Source organism: Rhodococcus sp. BH5, from assembly GCF_027583855.1.
Classification (GTDB): Bacteria; Actinomycetota; Actinomycetes; order Mycobacteriales; family Mycobacteriaceae; genus Rhodococcus_F; species Rhodococcus_F qingshengii.
This window is the reverse complement of record NZ_JAJHVW010000005.1, coordinates 424,196-445,572: the sequence shown is the minus strand read 5'-3', so window position 1 is coordinate 445,572 and position 21,377 is coordinate 424,196. Positions and strand designations below refer to the sequence as shown.

Here is a 21,377-nt window from a genome sequence, read left to right as displayed (position 1 = left end):
GCAAGGGGACCACGGGAGTGACAATTCCGGACCAAAGTCCCGGCCCGTTAGATCTACTGCACCCCAGTATGATTGCGATCCTTCGAATCCGAATCGACACCTTCGAGATAGCCGACGAGAACTTGGGCGACCTCCGCCAACACCTCAGTGCTCGACATTTCCGAGTGGGAGCAGTCGACCAGGTACGCCCGCAACGGCCCCACCAGTTCGGACCACCTTTCGACCAGGTGACGATGTTCAGGCAGATCATGCTGCGCCACAAACAGTTCCACTGACCCGAAATAGTGCCTCGGCGTGTGGTCCCGAACGATTCGCGACAGTTTTTCCACCCGACCCACTACGGATTCGAGTACCGTATCGGAAAGGAAATCCATACCGGTCTGCCTTCGGATCTCTGTCGCAACGTCTGTGAAAGTCAGTGCTGCAGTTTCAGTTTCAACCTCGGATAGCCCGATCTGCGCGAATAGTTCGGAAGGTTTCGGAGCCGCTTGTACCGATGGCATCATCTCCGGTAACAGCGCGTCGAGCATGACAACCGAACCGACCAGATCGCCGGCCTCTTCGAGTTGGCTCGCCATCTCGAGCGCGATCGTTCCGCCGGCAGACCAACCCAGTAGATGGTATTCACCCGATGGCTGCACCGTCCGTACGGCATCGACGTACCCCGACGCCAACTCCGCCACCGTGCCTGGCAATTCACCTGCTCCCGTTGCCTGGATGCCGTACACCCGTCGACCCCGCAGCTGACCGACGAGTCCGGCGTAGCACCAGGCGATTCCGCTGACCGGATGCACACAGAATAACGGCGGCCGTTGGTCATCGGGGTCGCCTCCGAGCATGACGACCGTGTCCAGCGGATCCGAACGAAGCGAATCACCCTCGAAGACATCGGCATGAACGAGATCCATCCGAGAGGCAAGCTCCGCCACAGTTCGGTCGGTGAAAATCCATTGAACCGGGAATTCCCTGTTCAGGCTCTCACGCAAGCGCGTAGCCACTCGAACTGCACCCATCGATGTCCCGCCGAGCTCGAAGAAGTCGTCGTAGCGGCCGACCGATTTCGCGCCGGTCACGCCCTCGAATGCCTGTGCCACGTGACGTTCGGTATCCGAGATGGGTCGATCCACACTCGACCCTGGCTGCGGTGAAGGAGCAGGAAGTGCCGCTGCGTCTATCTTCCCCGAAGCGAGCAACGGTACCTCGCCCACTATCGTCACCGACGAAGGCAGCAGATGCTTCGGCAGCAGGCCGGAGACGAACCCGCGAAGCTCCGATTCCGTCGCCGAACCGTTTTCCGCCAACGTCACATACGAACGGAGCTCAGCGGATCCGTGCCCGTCGTCACAGACAACGGTTACCGAGAAGGCCACTGCTCCATGGCTTGACAGAGCCGCGTCGACCTCCGCCGGTTCCACGCGGACACCCCGCACCTTCACCTGCGCGTCGTTGCGACCCAGGTACTCGAGCGCTCGGTCGTGACGCCTACGACGCACGAGGTCACCCGTGCGATACATCCGAGTCCCCACCGCATGAGGATTGGCAACAAAGCGCTCGGAAGTCAGAGCCGGGGAAGCGACGTACCCCCGTGCCACATTCTCACCGGCGAGGAACAGTTCTCCCGCAACGCCATCCGGAACCGGTCGGAGCCTCTGATCGAGAACAAATGCTGTCGTACCAGGGACTGGAGTGCCGACAGTGACGTCCGCGTCAGTGATCCGTGCGGAAATCGATGCCGCGATCGTTGATTCGGTCGGTCCGTATCCGTTGACGATGCGATGTCGGGGTGACCACGCCGACGCAAGGCGCGCAGAGAGCGGCTCCCCCATCGATTCGACGATCAACGGTTGCACTGCATCCGGATCGACTGTCGCCAGGACCGTCGGCGTCACGATCAGATGTGTTACGTCGGCGGCTATCAGCAGATTCGTGAGTTCTTCTCCCCCGTAGACGAAGTCGGGAGTCAGAATCAGCGTTCCACACCCTGCAGCCGCGAGAAGGATCTCGATCACCGACGCGTCGAAGGTCGACGACGCCAATTGCAGGACTCGGGGGCCACGCTCGAGCTCGGCGATCTCGGCGTGTGCGGTGCAGACGTTCATGATTCCGCGGTGTGAAACCTCCACGCCCTTGGGTCTTCCCGTGGAACCCGACGTGTAGATGACGTAGGCGAGGTTGTCGGGGTGAGCCGGCGTTGCCGATACCTCGGCAGCGCCACCAGCAGTGCGGGATTCGTCCATCGCCACCCACTCGACGCACTCGGGCAAACTCTCGGATGCACCTCCCGCTGTCAAACCGACAACCGAACCGCATTCCTCGACCATCGTCTGCCGGCGCGCTGTCGGCAGCGCCGGATCGAGCGACAGCCACGCTGCGCCTGCACGCGCTACTGCCCACAACGCAACGATCCACAGATGCCCGCGCCCGAGCGCAACGGCCACCACGTCGTCGGGTCCGATTCCTCGGACCACCAACTCGCGTGTCCAGTGCGACGACTCCTCGTGCAGGTCGCGGTAAGTCCAGCGTCTGCCGTTCTCTTCCAGCGCGACGCCGTCGGGCGCCTGACGCAGAGCGCGTTCGAAAATGTCGGCAATCGTCAGAGGTTCGACGTGGCGAGGATTCGCAGCAGTCAGCGCCGAGCGTTCGAGTCCGGACAGCAGTTCGATCTCCCCGATCACAATCTCGGGTTCCGCGGTCACTGATTCGGCGATACGTCTCACCCGCTGCATGAACAGTTCCGCGGTCGACTCGCGGAACTTGTCCGTCGCATACAGCAATCGAATAGTCAGACTGTCACCGGTGTCGACCAGGTCCCACGTCAAGTCGTAACCGGTCGACGCCCCTGAATTGTCGATGTCGAAGACGGTAATGCCGTCGATCTGCGGCAACTCCAGCGCTCGCCGGTACGCCAGCATGACCGTGAACAGCGGATGCTCGTTCATCCTGCGCGGCGGATCGACCTTCGCAACGACGTCGTCGAACGAGACGTCCGCGTTCGCCATTGCTTCCAGATCGACACGGCGAACCTCGTCCAGAACAGCAGCGAAGCGATCGGTGGAGTTGATCCTCGTGCGCAATGCGACAGTACCCACCATCATTCCGGCGACGCTCAGCAGCGCCGGATCGTTCCGCAGACTCACAGCTGCTCCCACCACGACGTCGTCCGTGACGCACTCGCGAGCGAGCAGCACGGCAATCACGCTGTGGACGACCATGAATACCGTGACGCCATGCGAACGAGCCAACGCCGACAACGCGTCGTAGGTGGCGCCGTCGAGGACTTCCGTCACCATCTCCTCGGATCGTGAAGACACGGGACTCCGGGGGTTGTCGACGGGTAGAGCCAACACATCCTCGACGCCACAAAGTGCGTCCGACCAATAGTCGAGTTGCCGGTGAGCCATGCTGAGAGAATCCTCGGGGTCACCCAAGCTCTCTCTCGCCCAGAAACTGTAGTCGCCGTAGCTGATCTCCCCCGACGAGCGATCCCAGGGAAGACCTGCCGACCTGGCCTCGAAGGCTGCCACGAAATCGGTCAGGATCGGGCCCATCGACGCTCCGTCGATCGCGATGTGGTGAACAACGATGACCAGGACCGTCAGTCCTGCAGAGTCGACTCCTGCCTTTTCGGCGAACACACGCACACGGAACGGAACATCTCGTTCGAGATCGAACGGCACAGTCGCGAATGCCGAAGCGCTCGCACGGATATCGCCGACGTGTACCGCAGTGAGATCGAATGCAACAGAGTCCATTTCAATTTGTTGCGGACCGAATTCACCCGGAACACAGACAGTTCGCAATACGGCATGGTGATCGACGACGTCGCCGAGTGCGCTGCTCAAGACCGAACGATCGATGTCGTCTGCCAGGACCGCTGCAAACGTCAGGTTGTACGCAGTCGATTCCGGCTGAAGCTGATTGATCAGCCAGAGTCGTTGTTGCGAGGGCGCCAGCGGGGCCGGCTTGCCGGGATCACGTCGAGTCAGTTCGCGGCGTTTGCCATCGGACGCGCTCGCCGACAGCCACTGAGACATCGCTCGCGGCGACGGATTGTCGAAGACGGCGCGAACAGGCACATCTCGCGCGAAGATCGAGGCGAGTCGACCTGCCACCGCTGCCGCAGCCAACGAATCACCACCTGATTCGAACAGGTTGTGCAGAGCGCCGAAACTTCCGGACACGTGTTCCGACATGACAGCGGTGACGAGTTCCTCCGAAACCGTCACTGCTGCATCGGGCGCCTGGCTCTCGAACACATGGCGCCGCAACGCATCTGCGTCCAGTTTTCCGTTCGTCGTGAGCGGGATCGACTCCAATACGACCACGCGGCCGGGCATCAGATACGCAGGCAACATCGCGGCCAACTCGATTGTCAGCTGATCCGCCTCCACACCATCGCCGACCGCGCACGCAACGGCGATGTCGTCGACGAGGACAACCGCCGCAGCCTCGACGCCCGTGCACCGACGCAGAGCTGATTCGATTTCGGCGGGCTCGACGCGGATTCCTCGCACGCTCATCTGACGGTCGGAGCGTCCGACGAATCCGAGCCTGTCATCCGTGCGGCGATGAACCAGATCACCGGTCCGATAACGGCGGTGCCCGCCGGGTGCTGCGATGAACGACGTGGCGGTGCCGGCAGGATCTCCGGCATAGCCCATCGCAAGCCCGGGCCCGCTGACGTACAACTCACCGATCCCGGCCCACGGCACCGGACGCAGTCGCGTATCGAGCACCTCTGCACCGATTCCGGCGAGCGGGACTCCGATGGTGACCCGATGATCCACCTCGGCGACAGTGGTGACCACCGTGCATTCCGTCGGTCCGTACGCATTGAGCATTCGCGCGCGGCGACTCCACGCACGCGCGGTGGAAGGTGAGAGCACATCGCCACCGACTGCCACCACCTCGAGCGAATCGAACCGCTCTGGAGCCATCGTGTCGAGTACGGCTGGAGTGGACAACATGTGAGTGACGCCGCGTTCTGCGACGAATTCTTCGAGTGCCCTTCCGCCGAAAGCCTCCCGAGGAGCGACCGCCAAGGTAGCCCCGGCGCCGATCGCCAACATCATCTCGAGGATTGCTGCATCGAACGTCGGTTTGTAACCGTGCAGCACAACCGAGTCCGAGGTCACGCCGTACTTGCGGACAGCATCGTCGGTCAGCAGGCCCAGTCCTCGGTGGGTGACTGCAACGCCTTTCGGTTCACCGGTCGACCCGGACGTGTGAACAACGTACGCGACTGAATCCGGATACTGCCGACCGGGAACAGGGCTGCGATCGGAGAGGACTGTGCGCAGCTGCTTCAGACGTGCCGGTGGCAGGTCGGGGTCGATCGGCACGAATGCCGCTCCCGTTTTCGAGATCGCCAACATTCGGACCAGGTACGCGATAGTCCGCACCGCCGGAATCTCGTACACGGCACCCGGTCCTGCTCCCCGAGCCACCAGTTCCCAGGCTTGGGCATCCGAGGCAGAGTCGAGTTCGGCATACGTCACCGTGCGGTGTCCGTCGTCGAGAGCAATGTTGTTCGGGAATCGCGCCGCGGTGGCGGCGAAGATCTCGGTCAGTGTGCGGGACGAATCGACCTCGGCAGCAGTCCAACTGGGCGCCGCGCCCACCACGAGATCCGAAACGAGTACTGGTACATCCTCGGCAATCGAGGTGAGCACTCTCGACAGCTGTCGGGTAACCGCGTCGGCGCTCGAAGGATCGAATGCGCTCGCGGCATAGATGAGCGCTCCGGTCAATGAACCGTCGTCAGCGGGTGCGAGCGAGACATGCATGGGGAACTTCGTTGTCGCGGTCTCGATTTCGCGAGCCTCGATCGTGAGGCCGGAAACCTCCACGGCAGGGATCGCGAAGTTCTGCAGACCCAGCGCAATCTGGGGAGTTCGTCCACCGAGCAGCTCACCAACCAACTCGGCAGGAACAGAGCTGTTTTCGAACGCTGCCACATCAGCATCGAAAGCTGCACCCAACAGAAGATCGATCGGCACGTCCCCGTCGATCCGAAGGCGAAGAGGCACCGTATCCACGAACATGCCGACCACGCCGTCGAGCTGAGGCGCCCGCCGTCCGTCGACAGCTGTCGCGATCACGACATCGGGATTTCCACTCAGCTTGGCAAGCACCACCGACAACGCCGCATGAACCACCGCGAACAGCGAGACCTTCAATCGGTCGGCTCGCGCCTGCAGTGCCGAGGTGATGACGGCTGGTATCACGAAGTTCACTCGCTGCGCTATGGTATCCGGCCCGCCATCGGAGTGATCCACCGTCAGCGGAGACACAGATGTCACACCGTCCAGCGTTCGGCGCCAGAACTGCTCGACGCCAGGGGAAACGTCACGTGCTGCCTCCCACGCGGCAAAATCCCCGTACTGGATCGGCAACGGAGACCATTGCGAATCCAGTCCAGCTCGTCGCTTGCCGTACGCGGTCAGCAGGTCGCCGACCACCGTTCGCATCGACACCCCGTCGACTGCGATGTGATGAAAGCTCACTGCCAGAACGTGCCTGACCGGTGACACCTGGAGCAGCATCCAGCGCACCGGCAGGTCTGCCGCTACATCGAAACCACGCGAGCCGAACTCTCGCAGCAGCACCTCGACCTCGATGTCGGCGACCAGCCGCGTTTCCATTGTCACGGAGGTCGGAGGATCCACGACCTGAACCGGTGGAGTGCCCGGATACCGGGTTCTGAGGACATCATGACGACCGACAAGATCCGTTGCTGCCTGACGCAGCGCCGCCGCGTCGAGTTCACCGTCGATCTCGATGCAGATCGGCAGGTTGTACGCGCCGCTCGCCGTGTTCCGCTGATTCAGTACCCACATCGCACGCTGGTTTCGTGACAGGGGTGCGGGCGTGGGGTCGCGGCGCGGTTCCAGTCGGACAAGATCGGTCACCGAGTCGTTCTGCTCGAGCGAATCGAGCCGGGCTGCCAACGCCGCAACTGTTGGATGCTCGAATACGGTCCTGAGCGGAACAACCAGCCCCAGAGTACTACTCAAGAGCGAGGTAACCTCCGCGGCCGACAGCGAGTTGCCCCCGAGCGAGAAGAAGTCTGCGTCGCGGTCGTCCTCATTCCCACCGAGGACGGAACCAAAAGCTCCGGCTACAACACGTTCGGTGGCGGTGGCCGGCCCCTCTGCACGGGAAGCATCCAGTGTCGGAGACGGGAGACGGGCGAAGTCGACCTTGCCGTTCCGCATCGGAAGCTCGCCCTCGATGTCGACGATGGCATGCGGAACCATGTACGTCGGAAGGACTTCTGCGGCGGCAGCGCGAAGTTGACCAGTGTCAACTCTTTCGGCACCTGAACTTCTCACGTAGGCGACCAACAGAGGACTTCCACCTTCGGCCGACCGAACCCCGACGACACAGAAGTCGACGTTCGCGACAGACTGAATGACTGCCTCGATCTCACCCGGTTCGATCCGGACACCGTTGACCTTCACCTGCACGTCGGTTCGCCCGAGATAATGCAGGCGATACGTATTTCCCTCGGATTTGGGGCTTTCCGGCTTCCACATCACCAGGTCGCCCGTCCGGTACTTCCGGGCGCCTGAACCGGTTGCCACGAATCGTTCCGCAGTTCGGGCCGGTTGGCCGGCGTAACCGCGAGCGAGCATTCGACCTGAGAGATACAGTTCGCCGGCGACTCCCGGCGGCACCGGTTCGAGTCGATCATCGAGCACGACGGCGTCGACCCCGGCCAGTGGATACCCGATCGATCCGTCGTGAGTGTCACCCGACAGTTGTTCGATCGACAGTGGTTCGGTAGCAAGCGAATACATCGTCGACTCGGCAGGTCCGTATCCGTTGATGACTCGGCGTCCGGCTTGCCAGCGCTTCGCCAACGCGCCGCCGAGTCGCTCGCCCCCGAACATCACCGTGGAAAGGTCCGGCAGCGAAGGATCGCCGATCGAGGCGACGACAGTAGGTGTGGCGCACAGATGAGTAATTCGCTCGCGCCTCAGTGCTGATGCGAGTCCCGAGCCGAACAGTTCTTCGTTCTTCGCCAGAACGAGCGTGGCCCCGGACGCACTCGCGATGAGCACCTCGAGCAACGTCATGTCGAATCCTGGCGCTCCGCGATGGAATACGCGAGAACCTGGCCCAGCCGAGAATCGACCGGGCAGGTCTTCGGCGATCACACCGAGCCCGCCGTTGGTCACGACCACAGCCTTGGGGGTTCCGGTCGTTCCTGACGTGAAAACTACGTAGGCCGCCAGGTTCTCGGAATATTCGCGCACCGAGTCGGTGACTTTCTCACCACCAGCGTTGCGGCCGCCGATCGCTCCGGTGCCCAGTGTTTCGAGGACATCGCGTACTCGCGCCTGCGGCTGTTCCGGGTCCGTCAATGCCGGAGCTGCACCGACCTTCGCGATTGCCCACAGTTGCACGATCGACGCAATCGACCGATCTGCAGTCCAAGCAGCGACCTGGTCGACTCCAACTCCCCGGGAGCGCAACTCGTCGGCTGCGACATCCGACTGGGCATCGAGTTCCCGGTAAGTCAGTGTATTGCCCTCACCCTCGACCGCCACAGCGTCCGGGGCGGATTCGACGCCGAAGCGCAGCATGGAGGCAAGTGTCGTACCGGAAAGTCGAGATCGATCAGGCCGGTCGACCGCGCCATGTACGGGGACGAGAAGAGCTCGTTCCGCACTGTCCAACAGGTCGATTTGCCCTACGGCGACATTCGGGTCGACAGACACTTGATTCAGGAAGCGCTCGAACCGGCCCGCAAAGCTCGATACCGTCAGATCATCGAATAGATCAGCGTTGTAGACGAATTCGAGACCGAGTTCGCCCCCGACCCCCTCGTCCGTGACGTTGACCTGCAGATCGAAATTTGCGTGCCTGACTTCAGGAGCAATCTGTGTGATGTCCAGCCCTGGTATCGACCACGCGGCGGTCTCAGCAGTTCGGAACGAGAGCGCCACCTGGAACAACGGATGTCGCGAACGCGATCGCGGTGGGTCGATCAGATCGACCAGCGATTCGAAGGGCATCTCTGCGTGCGCGAACGCCGCTACGTCACGCTGACGAACCTGCTCGACCAACCGGCCGAACGAGTTCGACGGATCGACTTCGGTTCGAAGAACAATCGTGCCGGCAAACATGCCGACCAGCTCGTCGAGTTCAGGTGTGACGCGTCCGGACACAACAGTGCCGACAGCTACGTCATTGCTACCGTTGTACCTCGCCAACAGCGCCGCGAGAGCGGCGTGTACAACCATGAACATGGTCGCGTTGTTCGATCGTGCGAGTGTCTGAAGGCCCGTTCGTACCGAACCTGAGATCTCCACCCGACAGCTCGACGCACGGGCGAACGTCGAACGTGGACGATCGAGGGGAAGCGTCACCTGCTCGGGAAGTCCTTCGAGAGCCTGCATCCAGTAGCTGCGTACCGTCTCGGGAATCCCCGATTCCCTTTGCCATGCACTGTAATCGGAGTATTCGAGCGCGAGCGGCGACCACTGCGGAGCGTGCTGCGCCGAGCGGGCGATGTACGCCGCAGTGAAGTCGCGGACCAACAATTCGAGTGATCGAGCGTCGGCGGCAATGTGATGGACGACGACAGCCAGGATGTGCTCGACAGGTGAAACCTGGAGAAGTGCCGCACGTACGGGCGGATCAACGGTGACATCGAAGCCCGAACCCACCAGTTCTGCTACACAATTCTCGGCGTCGCCGCCGTCGAGTGCCTCGAGCTGAAAGGCCGGAAGCGCATCCTCGGCGTCGAGCACCGTCTGAACCGGGCCGCCGCCGACAACCGGGTACACGGTCCGCAGGGTGCGATGGCGATTGATCACGTCACGAATTGCCAGTTCGGCCGCAACCACGTCCAGCTCGCCTGCCAAGCGCAGCACGATCGGGATGTTGTATCCGGCGGAGTCTCTATCCAACTGATTCAGAATCCACATTCGATGCTGGGAAGCTGACAGGTGCACTTCCGTGTTGTCCGAACGAGGCCCCAAGGACACGTCAGACGCGTGCTCCGCGCCGGTTCGCCCTACACCTATCCGCGCAGCAGCGATGTCTGCGAGCTGATCGACGGATGGGTGCTCGAACACATCGCGGACGTCGAGGTTGCAGCCCAGGGCGGAGTTCAGACGCGACGAAAGACGAGTGGCGATCAAGGAATTGGCGCCTTGATCGAAGAGGTTCCGGACCGGATCGACATGCGGAACTTCCATCAAATCGCTCAGAATGGCTGCGACTGTCTGCTCGAAGAAGTCTCGCGACTGCCGAGTCGGCTGCGTGAGAGACACCGGGGTCGGCAACGATGCTCGGTCGATTTTGCCGTTGATCGTGACCGGTAATGACGCGAGCGCCATCAAAGCCGACGGAACCATGTGCGCGGGCAGCAACGAACGAGCAGTCCGCAAGACGCCGTCGAGGTCGTGTCCGCTCCCCGGGGTGATGTAACCGACCAAAGTCGGCCCGCTGTCGAGTTCTCTCACCACTACCGCGGCCTGCTCCACCGACGTGTGAGCCAACAGCGCGGATTCGACCTCGCCCGGTTCGATGCGGTAACCGCGCAGTGCCATCTGACCGTCGGCGCGGCGAACATATTCGAGTCGGCCGGCTCGCCAACGGACCAGATCGCCGCTGCGGTACATCCGTGATCCATCGAATCCGGGTTCAGGCACGAATCGCGAAGACGTCATCGCGGGTCGACCCAAGTAGCCTTCGGCCACCTGCGGACCCGCAACATACAGTTCGCCGACAGATCCCGGAGGGACGGGCTTCAACGACGCGTCCAGTACGTAGCTGCGCAACCCTGGTAGTGGGGACCCGATCGGCGAGACAGTCTCGTCACCGGGGACAAGGTCGAAACTGGTGACATGGACTGTGGTTTCGGTGATTCCGAACATGTTGACGCCCCGCACGTCCGGGTGCCGATCGAACCAAGCCTCCACGCGCCCGGCGTCGAGGCGATCACCGCCGAAAACAATCGTCCGGAGCGGAAGCAGCATTTCCTGCGTGACTTCCGCCAACGCATAGAAGGCGGCCGGGGTCTGATTGAGAACGGTCACTCGTTCCCGCACAATCAGATCCGCGAATCTTTCGGGTGAGCGCGCGACATCACCGTCCACGATCACGAGGGATCCGCCAGTGGTCAACGAACCCCACATCTCCCAGACCGAGAAGTCGAATGCGTACGAATGAAACATCGTCCACACATCTTCGGCGTTGAAGTCGAAGATCTCTCGGGTCGAGGCGAGCAGCGCCAACACGTTGTCCTGAGGCACCACTACGCCTTTGGGAGCTCCAGTTGATCCGGAAGTGTAGATCACGTAGGCGGCGGACTCCGACTGTGCAACGGGCCAGTCGGCCGTAGCGTCAGTCGTCTCGTCCACGAAGATGACAAGTTGCTCGTACCCAACGAACCGCCCAGCAGATTCGTCCGTCGACAGAATCGCTTTCGGGCCTGCATCGGCAAGTACGTAGTGGATACGAGCGTCGGGATACTGCAAGTCGATCGGTACGTACGTCGCGCCCGCGCGAACGACAGCGATGATGGCTACGACGAGGTCGACCGATCGAGGCAGGGCGACCGCCACGCGATCACCGACTCGAATTCCTCGATCGATCAAGACAGCGGCAAGGCCCTCCGAACGAACTCGCACCTCTTCATAGGTGAAACGAGTATCGCCACTCGACACCGCGATTGCATTCGGATGCCGGGCTGCGACGGCCCCGAAGAGGTCAGGCAGCGACTGCGCGACAATCGACGGCGCCGGCACCCGAGCCGACAATTCTTCGCGTTCCGCAACACTGAGAACATCGATGTCACGCAACATGATTGACGAGTTCTCGGTAATCGAGCCACACACTCGACGAAGCCGCTCGACCCAGCTCTGCACGGTGCCTGCATCGAACAAATCGTCGGCATATCGGAATGTACCGCGAATACCGCTCGCGTCTCCGTCAATCGTACGATCCTCGCGCACAGTCACTTCGAGGTCGAAGCGAGGGTGCACGGGGGGTAGCGGAGTGCCGTGCGCCGTCAGAGTTCCCATCGCGATCTCGGAGTCGGGCGCTACCGGATCGACAGCGAGAACAACTCGGAGGAAAGAATTCTTCTCGCCCACGGCCCCACCGACCGCACGGTCGACCACCCAGTCGAACGGAACGTCGGCATTGGACAGGGCCGCCACATCAACCTCGCGCACCTGAGTCAAGAACTCACCGAACGTGTCTCCGCCGCGAAGGAGCGTTCGCAGCGCGACGGTCCCGACGAACATACCGACGACACCGTCGAACGAAGGATGCGTTCGTCCGGAGGTCGGGGTCCCGATGACCACATCGGACGCACCGGTGATCTTGCTCAGTGCGATCGCAAGGCAGGCGTGCAACACCATGAAGGTTGTGCAGTCGTGCGCGCGAGCGATCTCGTTCAGCGCCGCATGGATAGGTGAGGGCAACTCGAACGCCACGTCCCGCGCCGACGACGGTTGGTCCGGCCGGCGGGATCTGTCCACGGGAAGCGCCAGAGTCGGATCAACACCGGCGAGTGTGTCGGACCAGAATTCCAGCTGGCGTCCTGCCAAGCTCTGTGGATCCGCGGGATCACCGAGAATGGTTCTGTGCCAAGCGGAATAGTCGCGGTATTCGAGAGCGGGCGAAGGCCAGATCGGCGACCGTCCGTCGGCGCGAGCGTCATACGCCGCGACGAGGTCCGAGACGATCGTCGCGAACGAAAGGCCATCCAGGGCGACGTGATGGGCAACCACGGTCATGCGGTGGTCGGCGTCGCTGCCGGAGGCGAGGATCAAGCGAAGAGGCGCATCGGTCGCCAGGTCGAAACCCGCCGCAACCAAATCCGCTGACGCAGCCTCGTAATCCTCGGACGCAACCTCGATCAGAGTCACCGGAGTCGCGGTCGCAACCTGGATCGGCCACGCATCGTGATTCTGGTCGAACGAGAAAACAGTACGCAAGACGAGATGGCGATCGGTCAGGTCACCTACCGCCGCCCTCATCGCCTCGATATCCAGAGCACCACTGAACGCGACCTCGAACGCAATGTTGTACGCCGACGACTGGGGATCCAGACGGTTGAGTAACCACAGGCGTTGTTGCGCCGGTGCGATTTCCACGACGAGGTCGTCCGAAATGCGTTGGGGTTCCACCATCCACTCCGCCCGCCCCGCACGGATCACCCGGGCCAGGCGCGCCGGCGTCGGGGCACCGAACACGTCCCTGACACCAACCCGTCTTCCGAGAGCGGAACTCACTCGCGCGGCAACATACACGGCGTCGAGTGAACTACCGCCCCAGGCGAACAAGTCGGAGTGCGGTCCGAGAACTCCGACGCCGAGGACCTCGGCCATCACCGAGGCAATCAATTCCTCGTCGTACTCGATCGGACGGTTGACCGCCGCGCGCTGCTCGGCCGGCGCGGACGACGCCGGTTCGGGGAGCGCTGAACGGTCAGTCTTTCCATGGCTCGTGACGGGCAATGCTGCCAAAATAGTCACCGAACTCGGCAGCATGGAACGAGGAAGTCGGGAAGCCAGATGATCGAGCACCATCGTCTGGCTCAACGGATGAGCTGCACCTTCGGCCACGGTCACATACGCCGCAAGCGACCCGGATCGCTCGACCACCGCTGCTTGCGCAACGCCGGGAGTCGACAGGAGCACAGCCTCGATCTCGCCCAGTTCGACGCGTACTCCACGGATCTTGACTTGTTGATCAGAGCGACCCAAGAACTCGAGTTGACCGGCATCGTTCCATCGCACGACATCCCCGGTGCGGTACATGCGCTCGCCGGCACCAGTGGCACCAAAGGGCGCAGCGACAAAACGCTCCGCGGTGAGCGTCGGAGAAAGGTACCCTCGCGCCAGTCCGTGTCCCATCACGTACAGCTCCCCCGCGGCGCCGACCGGAGTGGGCAGCAACGACGAATCCAACACCACAGCGGAAACGCCGTCGATCGGGCGCCCGATCGGAGTATCACCACCAGGCGCGAGCGGCTCGCTCATGAATGCCGCGACGGTTGCTTCACTGGGCCCGTACGAATTCACGATGTCGACGTGACTCGACCACGCATCCACTAGCGCTCCCGGCGGTCGCTCGCCGCCGACGTTCAGGACTCTAAGTTCCGGCAAAGCCCGAGGATCCATCGTCAACGGAACCGATGGCGTCGAGTTCAGGTGCGTGACACCTTCGAGCCGCAAATAGTCTTCGAGGTCCACTCCGCCGATCAATCCGGGAGGAACGATCACTGCGGTCGCGCCGCAGCCGTGTGCAAGCAGAATCTCGAGGATCGCCACGTCGAACGATGTGTTTGCAAGGAGCGCGACGCGGGAGGAACTATCGATGTTCAGACGCCGTGCGTGAGAACGCAGCAACGGCACAATGCCTCGGTGCGTGACCGCGACACCCTTCGGTCGCCCGGTAGAACCAGAGGTGTAGACCACGTAGGCGGTGTCGTCGAGAGACAGATCGGCGATAGATGAACCCACCCCCACGCGTCGATCCACCGGCCCTTCGACGGTCTCGTCGCCACTGGGATCAACGACGCACACCCAAGCCGGCACGTCCACGAGTTCGCCACCGACCACAACCGACACGTCGGCGTCGTCGAGAATGAAAGCGACACGCTCGGAGGGTGTTTGAGGATCCACGTAAAGAAGGACAGCACCAGCCCGCACTACCGCGTGGAATGCAACTACGGAATCGGTCGAGCGCTCGGTGAGGATCCCGACGACGTCGCCTCGTCCGACTCCGTTCTCCACGAGCAAGGCGCAGAGTGCATCCGCGCGAGCGCCGAGCTGGTCGTAAGTGACGTCCACACCTTGCTCGCGGATCGCGACAGCACTCCCCTGCCCTGCGCCGCCTCTGATGACCGAATCGAGCGTCGCGAATCCGTCCGTCCGCGGACCCAGCGCGGGGACCAGATCCTTCACTTCGTCCGTCGAGAGGATGCGGAGGTCACCGAGCGCACGGGTAGCCGAGTCGAGGAACCCCTCGAGTAGCCGAACGAACTGACGATGATGCATCGCCAGGTCACGTTCGCTGTAGAGGTGCGGATTGGCTTCGAAGGACAGGCGAACGTTCTCCCCCGCGATCGACGGATAGATGCTGAAGAACAGGTCTTCGGTGGGTCCGGATGTGAGGACGTGAAATTCGCCGACGACGTCACCGAGCCGAATCGCTTCGTGAAACATCATGACGTTCACGGCCGGGCCCGCCGCCTCACGGGATCCGCCCTGCCCCTCCTGGAAGCCCATGTCCTCGTAGCGGAATCGCTGGTGGCGTAGTGCACCGGTCATCTGAACCGAGATCTGACGCACCAGTTCTCGTGGCGACAGATCCCGTTCGAGTTGCGCACGAACAGGCACGATGTTGGACAGCATCCCACCTGAACGTCTCGACGTCGCCGTGGTGCGGCCGGACACCGGCAAGCTGAGGACTACGTCATCGGAATCAGTCATGCGACCGAGATAGGACGCGAATGCACCGACGAGGACCGCCACCTCGGACGTAGTCCACTCGGTCGCGACATCCGAAAGCTGTTTTGCAAGAGTTGGATTCAGTGTCCGAACCATCATGCGCTGCGGCATGGACGTCAGCCCGGCGCCGTCGGCGAGGCGAACCGGGCGGGGCAGGCCTTCGGACATCTCCGTCCAGTACTGCTCGTCCGATCGATACCGCGACGAGGATCGGTAGTCGACGTCGAGGTCATGCAGTGCACGTACCCCGAAACCACCGAAAGGAGTCAGCGTCTTGCCATGAACCAGATGCGAATAGCGCTCGGCCACCCGAGCGGTGAGTGTCATCGCCGCATGTCCGTCGAGCACGAGGTGATGGGCGTGCGAGTACCAGTAGTAGTGCTCATCTGCCAGGTGAAGCAAGGTCGCCGAGATCAGGCGGTCAGACATCACGTCAAGTGGCCGTGAGTATTCCGCTGTCATCCACTCGTTCGCGCGCTGAACCGGGTCGCGGTCGCTGCGTAAGTCGAGGTATGCGAGATCGTCGACGATCGAATGATCGACGACCTGTGCCGGCTCGGCATCGGTAGCGACGAGGCGAACGAACGGCGACTCCAATTCATGACATGCCGTATTCGTTGCCTCGATCAGCGCGTCGACGTCAACCGGTCCGCGTAGTTCCACGTACTGAGCCACCACGAACGGAGTTGACGGACTCAATTGCTGCGCGAACCACAGCGCGAGCTGAGCCCGAGACAACGGAAAAGCACTCAACCCGTCACCTCACATTTCACCAGCCTTGTTTTTCACGAACGTTCGGTGGCTGATCACGTGAATCCATGGGAGCGAACACCACGAACGGCCGAACCGAACCCTACTGTCTCGTCTAAGTTTTCACCACTGGGCCAACACTGCTAGACATGTCGACGCAGCTTTCACGCACTCAAACGTCAGGAGCTTCAGCGGATGAACAACGACACGGTGGGACCAAAGTCCGACGACGATTCCGGGGCTGAACCGATCGGCTCCAACACCATCCCACCGAGGGGCCCGGAGCGCGAAACCAAGGGGGCGGCCGCTTTTCTCCGAAGCCGTAGAACGGCAGTCGCGATCACCGCAACGACGCTGGTAGTGGGCGGTTTCGTGGCATGGCTCGGGTACACGGCATACGAGGCGAAAGACAACCTGGAGGCGGCTCGCGACCACGCACAGTCGGCGAAGAGCGCTCTCCTGGCCGGAGATACGGGAGTCGCAGAGTCTGCCGCGGCGGAAGCCGATCGCGAAGCATCGGCCGCATACGACAACACCCATTCACTCCCCTGGAACATCACCGCCGCAATTCCCGTCATCGGGTCGCCGTTCGAGTCGACGCGCCAGATGACCGAGGTCGTTCAGGGGCTTACGCGTGACGTTCTCGGCCCTGCCGTGACTACCGGAACTTCACTCGCACCAACGGAATTGGTGCAGCCCGGTGGGCGCTTGGCACTCGCACCGTTACGCGAAGCGGAACCGAAACTGGCCGAAACAGCTATCGCCGCGGAATTGCTGTCGTCGCAGGCACAGGAAGTTCCCGAATCGAAGTACCTGGGCCGAGTTAACGATGCCAGAGCAGAATTACAGTCGCAGACAAGCGAACTGGCTACCCTCCTGACGAACACCGCCACCGCGGCGCGCATCGCACCGGCGATGCTCGGCACCGACGGACCGCGCAACTACTTCATCGGTTTCCAGACCAATGCGGAAGCGCGAGGAACCGGCGGCCTGTTGGGTGGATACGGCATCGTCCGAGTCGACAACGGCGCCGCTCGGGTGGACACACTCTCCCCCAACTCCGAACTAACACTGGACAATCAACCGATAGACCTTGGTCCTGACTTCAACCAGCTGTACGGAAACAGTCGACCGACCACCGATTTTCGCAACAGCAACCTCAGCTCGCACTTTCCGTACGCAGCGCAGATCTGGCAGTCCCTGTGGTCACAGGAGTCCGGGGGTGAGCTGGTCGACGGCGCGATAGCGACCGATCCGATAGCACTGAGTTACCTCCTCGCGGCGGTGGGACCAGTAGAGATGCCGGACGGAGAGTCGGTAACGGCCGACAACGTCGTTGAGTTGACCGAGTCGACCGCGTACGCACGCTTTCCCTCCGACAACAAGGCACGAAAGCAGTATCTGCAGACAATCGCGGCCCGTGTCGTGGCGAAGATGACCGGGAACATCAAGTCGCCGAGCGCATTACTGGAGGCTCTGGGCAGAGGTGTCAGCGAGGGCAGAATCGCAGTGTGGAGCTCTCACCCCGACGAACAATCGGTTCTTGCCGACACCGTCCTCGGGCACACGATTCCCGATGATGCCGCTCCGTACGCCGGTGTGGTGATCAACAACCAAGCCGGCAACAAGCTCGACTACTACCTCACACGAGAAATCGACTACACAGCCCAGACGTGCACCGGCGACACCCGAAAGACAACGGTCACCGTTCGACTGACCAACAACGCGCCCGACGCCGACCTGACCGAATATGTCAGCGGGATCGTCGACAACCCCGGACGACTGCCCAATGGCACCAATGTGGCTGCAGTCACTCTGCTTGCGACAGCCGGCGCCAAACTCGATGCCGTCTCCGTGGGTGGACAGATTTCGTTTGCCGTCAACGGAACCGAACAGGGTCACCCGGCCTACATGACCAGGGCCGTCATTCCGCGAGGCCAGACGGTTGAGCTGAAGTTCGATCTGACCGAGCCCACAGCCGAGGGCGAAGCTCGCGTACCGGTCCAGCCGCTTGTCGACGACCCGAAGATTACCGTCGACGTTCCTAGCTGCTGAGCTTGTCCGGCAAACGTCGACGAGGCCCCTGGCATGTCGCCGTTTGTCGGACTCGTGAACTTTCAGCAGATTTGAAACTTTGGCGAAGGCTAGCCTATGCTTCCTGACGCGCCTGGAACCGGCCGTCGGCTGCGATCCGTCGGAGTCTCACTCCTCGGCGCATCGACAACGGAAGGTTCCCCATGCGATACGCCCGTGTGCGCTCACTTCGCCGAACTGTGGCGCTGAGTGGATTGGTCATTGCCGCCCTGGTAATCGGCGGATGCAGTAACAACGACACCGCAACCGAATCGAGCAGTAGCGACTTCGAAACCGTCACCATCGAAAGTGCGCTCGGAAACGCCGTCATCACCGAAAAGCCCGAGCGAATCGTGACTCTCGGCATGGGGTCGGCGGAGACCGTAATCGCGCTCGGCACGATCCCCGTCGGCGTCGAAAAGTACGCATGGGGCAGCGACGACACCGGGTATCTGCCGTGGGTCCACGAAGCGGTCACGAAGCAAGGTGGCGAACTGCCAGAGCAGTTCACCGGCGGAACCGATCTCAACATCGAGGCGATCATCGCTCTCGAACCCGACCTGATCCTCGCCCCCTGGTCCGGCATCACACAGCAGCAGTTCGACTCACTCAACGCGTTCGCGCCGACCGTCGCCTACGCCGAGAGCCCCTGGACCATCACGTGGGAAGACCAGATCAACGTCATCGGCAAAGCCATAGGCGAATCCGAGAAGGCGACAGCCGAAATCGACAAGATCAAGTCGCAGTTCGCGGAATCGACTGCAGCACATCCGAACTACGCCGACGTCAGCTTCTCCTTCATCTACAACACGGGCCCAGGAACCCTCGGCGTCTTTTTCGCCGAAGAGCAGCGTGTGGCCATGGTCCGCGCACTTGGCCTGCAGGTGGATCCCGTCGTCTACACCTTGACGGAATCTGAAGGAACAGACTCCGCCGTCATCGGCCTCGAGAACGCAAACCTCCTCGACAAGTCCGACCTGCTCTTCACCTTCTACTCGGACCCGGCCAACCGGGCCGAGATCGAAGCGCAGCCCGCTTACCAGGCAATCCCCGCTGTGGCTCGGGGAACTGTCATCGCTCCGACCGAACAGCCCTTCGTCACCGGTTCCTCGATGATCAACCCTCTGACCGTGCCCTGGTCGCTCGAGCGCTACGTGCCGATGATCGACGAGGCAATCGCGAAGCTGAACAAGTGATGTAGATCAGCATCGTGCGATCGAGAAACCCGCGTCCTATTCGGACGCGGGTTTCTTGCCGTCGCGTTCAGCTTTGAATCGCATCCACTCACTGCTCAGCATGCGATTGTCGATGATCCACCCCATGTAATCGCGCATGTTGAGCACACGAATGTACGCGGGACCGTTGGGGTTTGCGTACTGCAGGGCCTCGGTCGCAAGCTTGCGTTGATTCTCGAGATATACGTGCTCGGTTTCGAGGAATCCGCCCCACACGTCGGAATCCATGACGTAGTAGTGAGTCCGATCCCGAGGCTTGCGCGTGAGCTTGACGAACCCCCGGTCGATCAATCGACGAATGTAGGTGGACACCGATCCGCGACTTGCTCCGAGTGCCTGCGCCAACTCTTCGGCGCTGACCCCTGGCGACTCGCTGATCAACAGATAGCCCGCAATACGTCCTTCGATGCGGGCCCCACCGCCGGACTGCCAGTACACGGAGAACTGGTCGATGAACCAGGTGGAGAAATCGTCACCGCGAGCAGGGCTGGCATCGCCCATTCGTTGAGCCTCCGACGTCTCTGGGTACGAACAATTCGCCACTATTGTGCCAGCACCACCGTCACCGAGCCGAAATCACCAGCCCTGGAGTGGTTGCGATGAACTCGAGCTGTTCGATTGTCAAAGGCGACGCCGATGTGGAGCCAGCCGATGTCACGAACTGGGTCACCACTACTGTTTCGCCGGAGGGGTGAACAACCCGGACCGTGTCATCGCCCGAGCCATCGGGATCGACCAGGCGAGTCACGGTGGTGGAGCCTGGCAACGTCAGTGTGTCACCCGGTTCCGGCACAGCGGTACCAACTGATATTTCGACATCGCTGCTGCCGTCCGCTGTCGAGGCGACGATCCGCTCGCACACTCCTCCCTGTCCGTAATCATCTGGAACCAACGAACCGAGCGGGCGCTCCAAAGTGACGCCTGCCGCGCCGAGATCCTTCCAACGTGCATCGAGCAACTGATTCAGTCGGTCGATATCCATGCGCGACGCAGGTGGACCGGCATTCACAGAATCGGTGTAGCAGGATGCCATCGGCGGCGGCGTCGAGTCTGGAACCGGCGCAGTCACCGCAAGCCCCGGCGCGGTCGCTAACGCGATCAGTTCGTCCATCGTCAAGAGCGGGGAAACATCCGACGAAGTTCCGGTCGACGTGTCGACGCTGGCAACAACCCGGGATCCATCACCGAGATACGCGACGACTCCGCGCTCGCCCCCGACTTCCGAACCGTCTGTGTCTTCGAAATCGGCTCTGTCCTCGAAATCGGCGATGTCGAGCACTGTTCCGTTTTCGAGATGCTCCCGCCGATCCACCAGACCCTCCAAGCACGGCGGCACCGGCTGATCCCATGCACGCACCTGAACCGAGATATCCGCAGTCCGCCCGACGCGAGTCAAGGTTCCCTTCGCCGACGTAGAACCGCTGAACTCGATCGGGTCGACCCCGTCAGGAAACGAGGCACCCCGGTAATTCTGGATCGGCGCAAACTCGAGCGATTTCGATGGACTCGCAAATGCAACGTCGACATCGGAAGGCAGCGATTCGAGTAGTGCGTCGCTCATGGCGGTGGCCTTCGGTCCCGAGAACCATGGATAGTCCGGGTCGTCATAGCCGGGCTCACCGGCAAAACCGTAGTTGATACGCACCGGCGGACCCGGCGATGCCACCGAATCGCAGCCGGGAATCGACGTGCCCGTGTCTTCGTTCGTCACCGCCGCGACAACAGTTCCCAAGGCGACGATCGAGACGATCACCAGCCCGTCACGCCAGGTCCATTGCTCGCGGCGACGGTTCGACTCGTGTGCGGTGCGCCCAGACATTTCTCGATCATTGCCTAC

General features: G+C 62.0%; 5 protein-coding genes. 2 read left to right on the top strand and 3 right to left on the bottom strand.

Going from position 1 to position 21,377, the window contains the following annotated elements; genetic code table 11:
• Positions 1-53 precede the first annotated feature (53 nt).
• A complete protein-coding gene (locus tag RhoBH5_RS16120) occupies positions 54-16,235 on the bottom strand; it encodes a non-ribosomal peptide synthetase (RefSeq protein WP_270008513.1) in 16,182 nt (5,393 codons plus the stop codon).
• A gap of 192 nt (positions 16,236-16,427) precedes the next feature.
• Here RhoBH5_RS16120 and RhoBH5_RS16115 point away from each other — a divergent pair, with 192 nt between their 5' ends.
• A complete protein-coding gene (locus tag RhoBH5_RS16115) occupies positions 16,428-18,287 on the top strand; it encodes a DUF4012 domain-containing protein (protein WP_054187178.1) in 1,860 nt (619 codons plus the stop codon).
• Positions 18,288-18,469: 182 nt separating this feature from the next.
• Complete coding sequence (locus tag RhoBH5_RS16110) at positions 18,470-19,501, top strand: iron-siderophore ABC transporter substrate-binding protein (protein ID WP_270008512.1); 1,032 nt, start codon at positions 18,470-18,472, stop codon at positions 19,499-19,501.
• Between the two features lie 36 nt (positions 19,502-19,537).
• On the opposite strand, the gene RhoBH5_RS16105 is transcribed toward RhoBH5_RS16110, so the two are convergent.
• Both RhoBH5_RS16105 and RhoBH5_RS16100 read right to left on the bottom strand, forming a co-directional pair.
• Positions 19,538-20,041, bottom strand: a complete 504-nt coding sequence (locus RhoBH5_RS16105) for a GbsR/MarR family transcriptional regulator (RefSeq protein WP_003942377.1) — start codon at positions 20,039-20,041, stop codon at positions 19,538-19,540.
• A 61-nt stretch (positions 20,042-20,102) separates the two neighbouring features.
• Positions 20,103-21,359, bottom strand: coding sequence for a hypothetical protein (locus RhoBH5_RS16100; RefSeq protein WP_270008511.1), 1,257 nt, complete (start codon positions 21,357-21,359; stop codon positions 20,103-20,105).
• Positions 21,360-21,377: the final 18 nt, after the last annotated feature.